Source organism: Novipirellula sp., from assembly GCF_041583735.1.
Taxonomy (GTDB): domain Bacteria; phylum Planctomycetota; class Planctomycetia; order Pirellulales; family Pirellulaceae; genus Novipirellula.
Genome location: NZ_JBFHFD010000612.1, coordinates 1 through 5,257, shown reverse-complemented (window position 1 = coordinate 5,257; position 5,257 = coordinate 1). Strand labels below are relative to the sequence as shown.

Sequence of the window (5,257 nt, the reverse complement as noted above, 5' to 3'; positions counted from 1 at the left end):
GCAGCCTGAACGACGTCACGTCACCTAAACACAAATAATCCACAAGCCGATATTTAAGGCCTTGTCCATAAGAGCCATCGCTATCGGTCTGCCCGCACCCAGCAAATTACCGGATGCCGTTTTCGGAGCAGCGTAGCTACATGGCGGCTAACGAAGTCAGCAGTCTCGTTAATTTTGGGAGAGGGGACTCACGTGCTAGCACCGCTCGATGGTCACGGCGGTGTGTTTGAACGAGGGGCAATTGCTCGAGGCATCAGTGCTGGTCATCGGGATCAACGGATTGGCTTCGGGGTAATACATTGCCACACACCCGCGAGGAATCGGGTACTCGACGACTTGAAAATTTTGCAGCGTACGTGTCTCTCCAGCGTGATGGCTGGTCACCGCGACGGGGTCTCGCGATTGCAGTCCCTTTGCTCGCATGTCTTCGGCATTCATCATCACCACGCGACGAGCGTTCAGGATCCCGCGATAGCGATCGTGATTGCCATAGATCGTCGTGTTGAATTGATCGTGACTCCGCACCGTTGTCATCGCAAATTGACCGGGTTGGATCGTGTCTGGCGGAATTGGATTGACGGTGAAATTGGCTTTCCCGGTGTCGGTATTGAACTGACGCTCGCGAGCCGCGTTGGGCAAGTAGAACCCGCCCGGTTGACGGACTTTTTCGTTGTATTTTTCGCAGCCATCGATCACGGCGGCGATGCCCTCGCGAATCAAGTCGTAATCGTTTGCCCAGTCTCGCCATGGGTTTTTGGCACGGTCCCCCAGCGTGGCGGCGGCCATCTCGCAGACAATCGCTACCTCGTTTCGCAGGTCAGGCGATGCCGGTGTCAATTTGCCTTGCGACGACTGAACCACGCCCATCGAATTTTCGGTGCTGGTGAATTGTTTGCGTGGCGGACGACCATTGCTTGATTGGCGAACGTCTTCTTCGGTTCGGCCCAAGCAGGGCAGGATCAGCGATTGCCGGCCGGCGACCAAGTCGGCTCGATTCAGCTTGGTACCGATCCGCACATTGAGTCGTGTTTTGGCTAACCCCTCGGCGGCATAGCGGGTATCCGGCAACGCCATCAAGAAGTTGCCTCCGAGCGAAACAAAGACATCGATCTCACCACGATGCAGTGCCAACGCAGTCCGCTGAGAATCGAAGCCGTGCTTTCGCGGCGGATCAAAGTCAAACACCGATTGCAGGCGGTCCAACAGCGCATCCTTCGGTTGCTCCCACACGCCCATCGTGCGGTCACCTTGGACATTGCTATGCCCGCGGACGCAGCACGGTCCTGCACCCGGTTTGCCGATCGCGCCCCGCAACAGCAACAAGTTCAACATCTCGCAAACATTCTGTGTCCCGTTGGTATGCTGGGTCACTCCCAAACACCAGCACAAAATGATCTTTTCCGACGAACGGATCCAATCCGCCGCCTGCCGCATCGATTCGCGATCGATCCCGCTGCGAGTCACCAAGGTGTCCCAGTCGGCACTGCGAAGGTCGTCAAGCAGTTCATCCAAACCTGCGGCATACTCGTTGACAAACCCCCAATCGATCACTGAGCCCGGTTCGGCATCCTCCCATTCGATCATCTGCTTCATGATCCCTTTGAATAGCGGAATGTCGCCGTTGATTTTGACTTGCAAAAACAGGTCGGTGAGCTCGGTGGCAACGCCCAGCATTCCGAGTGCTTCTTGAGGATTCATGAACCCCATTAACCCGGCTTCAGGAAGCGGGTTGACGGCAATGATCTTGGCGCCGTTGCGTTTGGCTTGTTGCAGCGCGATCAGTTGCCGTGGATGGTTGGTCCCAGGATTTTGACCCACCACCAAGACCAATTCGGCCTTTTCGAAGTCGTCGAGTTTGGCGGTGCCTTTGCCAATCCCGATCATCTTGGACATCGCTCGACCGCTCGATTCATGACACATGTTCGAACAGTCGGGGAGGTTGTTGGTACCAAATTGCCGAGCAAACAATTGGTAGGAAAACGCCGCTTCGTTGGTCGCTTTGCCCGAGGTATAGAACGCGGCACGGTCGGGCGAGGAGAGTGAATTCAATTCGTCGGCGATCATTGCATAGGCATCTGCCCACGCGATCGGTTCGTAATGCGTGGCGTTCTCGCGCAGCACCATCGGTTCGGTCAGCCGGCCTTGTTGTTCGAGCCAGTAATCGGTGTGCGTCGAGAGTTCGCTGACGCTGTGCGCGCGAAAAAAATCGGCGGTCAATTTCCGTGTGTCGGCTTCGTGCGCAACCGCCTTGGCGCCGTTTTCACAATAATCGAACGTGGCCCGTTTGCCGTCGTGGTCCGGCCAAGCGCAGCCGGGACAATCGGTCCCCAATTTCTGGTTCAGCTGCAAGAGCGGCAGCGTCCCACGCATGACCCCCGCCTCGCCCCAAGCGTATCGAAAACTGTTTAAGACCGCCGAGACGCCCGTCGATTTTCGTTTGACCGGCTTTAGCTTCAGTTGGTCGTCCGATTTCGCAGGCAACAGCCACACCTCGCCATGCGGGGTCGGAATCGCCGTGGCAACCACGTTGTTGGCTTGGTCTGCGATGGACATGCGAGATCCTCGATCAGGAGGTGAATGAGCGGAGCAAGTCGTTTCTAGGATGGCAGCAATTGATTCGCCACGATTCGCTTGCAGTCATGATAAACATTGTAACGATCGGGCTTGGTGAATCCGATCAGCGTCATTCCGTGCCGCTGTGCCAATTCAATCGCCAAGCTCGATGGCGCTCCCACCGCGACCATGATCGGAATTCCGACGACCAATGCCTTTTGCACCAATTCGAAACTGATCCGACCGCTGACGACAAGAATCGAGCGAGCAAAGACGCTGGCATCCTCGATCCATTGTCCGCCGATCAACTTGTCCAACGCGTTGTGGCGTCCAACATCCTCTTCGACTGCGAGCAAGCTGCCTTCGCAATCAAACAATCCGCTGGCGTGCAGCCCTCCGGTTTGATCGAACAGTCTCTGAGCATGACGCAGCCGATCAGGGAGTTTTCCGATGGCTTCGGCGGCAACCGTGGGGGTGCCTGGTTTGAGCGGCGATTGAATTTGCACCGCTACCGATTCAATGGACGCTTTGCCGCAAACCCCGCAGCTGCTGGAGGTAAAAAAGTGTCGTTGCAGTCGCTGCAGATCCACCGCAAGCGTCTCTCGAAGTCGCACGCGGACGACCGAACCGCTGCGGCATGGGCGAACCGCAACCACATCGTCACGCTCGGTCACGATTCCCTCGGTGACCAAGAAGCCGATGGCGAGCTTTTCGTCGGCACCAGGAGTTCGCATGGTGATCGAGATCGAACGGTCTTTCTTTTTGCCGTCCTCGTCGATCACCACCCGGATCTCGAGCGGTTCTTCGATCGCCACGAGATCCGAAACCACTGCGGCAGCGTCGGCGCGTACTTGCCGGACCTCAAATTGACGTGCCCCGTTTTCACCGCCCCGTTTTTCGGCTCGCTCGTCAGTCGCTTGCGAGCGGTTCGGTGGGGGCTGGGCAGTCATGAAGTGTCTCGTCGATCCAGCAGTGGCGTTTCCAGTTCGCTGCCGTGTCCACGTTCATTCTACGTTGAACTCAGCAAAGAAACAGCAGTGCCGAACCTAGATGCCCATTTGCTGCAGCATATCGGCAATGCGGCCGAGGGTGTTGGTCAGCAGCGGATGCGACTTTTCGAATTGACGTGCCGATTCACTGATTTGCTCGCTCAGCGTGCTCTCTTCGTCATCGCTTCGCCCCAGTACCGCTTCAATTTCGGCCATGGTTTGCCGCAACCGGGCGACGTCCTCGTCAGCGAGGTCGTCCGCATTTTCCAGTTCTTGATGAACGGTTTGCAGTGCCAAGAGTAGGTCTTCGCGAGTCATTAGACGTCCTTCCAGGCGCGTTGTGCTGCACTGTCCAAGACCGCATCGCAAACCTTTTGCGTTTCGAGTGCATCACGGAAACTGGGGTGCATTTGTTCGCCGGTTTCCAACGATTTCAGAAAGTCGGCGACTTGGTGAATGAACGTGTGTTCGTAACCGATGTTCAAACCGGGAACCCACCAATTTTTCATGTACGGTTGTTCGCCGTCGCTGATGTGCACACTTCGCCAACCGCGAACGATCGAATCGTCGGCGTGGTCAAAGTATTCGAGGCGATGCAGATCGTGCAGGTCCCAGCGAATCGAGGCATGTTCGCCATTGATTTCGAATGTGTACAGGGCTTTATGGCCGCGAGCGTAACGTGTCGATTCGAACAAGCCGAGCGAACCGTTATCGAAATGGCAGAGGAAACTGCATGCGTCGTCGATCTTGACCGGCTCTTTCTTGCCCGTTTCGCTGTGCATCCGCTCTTTGACAAAGGTTTCGGTCACAGCCGAAACATCTTTGATGTTGCCGTTCAGCCAAAGTGCTGTATCGATGCAGTGCGCCAACAAGTCACCGGTCACACCGCTGCCAGCCGCTTCGGCATCCAAACGCCACGTCGCCGCACCGCCCTGGGGCACGTCGGCATTGATCGTCCAGTCTTGCAGGAAGTTGGCTCGGTAATGAAAAATCCGTCCCAAGCGACCTTCGTCGATCAGTTGTTTTGCCAGCGTGACGGCGGGGACACGGCGATAGTTGTACCAGACCATGTTCTTCACGCCGGCCTTTTCGACCGCTTGGCACATCTCTTCGCCATCGGCTTGATTCATTGCCAGCGGCTTTTCGCATAGCACCATCTTGCCCGCTTCGGCGGCGGCGATCGAAATCTCTTTGTGCAAGTTGTTGGGCGTACAGACATCGATGGCGTCGATGTCGTCACGCTTGAGCATCTCGCGCCAATCGGTTTCGACCGATTCATAGCCCCAGTTGTCCGCGAACGCTTGCGCCTTTTCCTTGTTGCGGGCACACACCGCCTTCAAGACCGGCTTGTATTCGCAGGGGAAAAAGTGGTTCGCTTGGGCATAACCGTTCGAGTGAGTTCGTCCCATGAACCCGTATCCAACCATACCAATATTAAGCGGCTTCATCGTGTGTGTTTCCTTGTTGCGTTTGAAAGGCGAGTTCGGTTCGTTCGCGGTGCAGCGTTAGCGAAAGCGGTCTAGACAGTCTGCGTGGTGCAGTGCGTGTCGCGGACCTTGATCATGGTATCGAGAATCGTGTTCCATGTGTGAGGGTCTTCGAGCGTCGCATTGGGGAACATGCATCCGTCCCAGCAAATGTGCTTGATGCCACGTTTCTCGGCGTCCTTGAGCCAATAGCCCGAGCACTTGACGATATCCAGTTTGCCGTTGGGG

Annotated in this window: 4 protein-coding genes and 1 pseudogene; all 5 read right to left on the bottom strand. The window is 56.4% G+C overall.

The features are described 5' to 3' along the window. Nucleotides 1-195: 195 nt before the first annotated feature. On the bottom strand, nt 196-2,553 hold the full coding sequence (locus tag ABX962_RS29440) for an FdhF/YdeP family oxidoreductase (protein ID WP_372724868.1): 2,358 nt from the start codon (nt 2,551-2,553) through the stop codon (nt 196-198). Between the two features lie 44 nt (nt 2,554-2,597). Then, complete coding sequence (fdhD, locus tag ABX962_RS29435) at nt 2,598-3,503, bottom strand: formate dehydrogenase accessory sulfurtransferase FdhD (protein ID WP_372724867.1); 906 nt, start codon at nt 3,501-3,503, stop codon at nt 2,598-2,600. Nucleotides 3,504-3,599: 96 nt separating this feature from the next. Next, complete coding sequence (locus ABX962_RS29430; protein WP_372724865.1) at nt 3,600-3,860, bottom strand: DUF4404 family protein; 261 nt, start codon at nt 3,858-3,860, stop codon at nt 3,600-3,602. Further along, a complete protein-coding gene (locus ABX962_RS29425) occupies nt 3,860-4,990 on the bottom strand; it encodes a Gfo/Idh/MocA family protein (RefSeq protein WP_372724863.1) in 1,131 nt (376 codons plus the stop codon). The genes ABX962_RS29430 and ABX962_RS29425 overlap by 1 nt, the downstream gene beginning before the upstream one ends. A gap of 71 nt (nt 4,991-5,061) precedes the next feature. Beyond that, nucleotides 5,062-5,257 (bottom strand): annotated as a pseudogene (locus tag ABX962_RS29420) (sugar phosphate isomerase/epimerase); the annotation flags it as partial.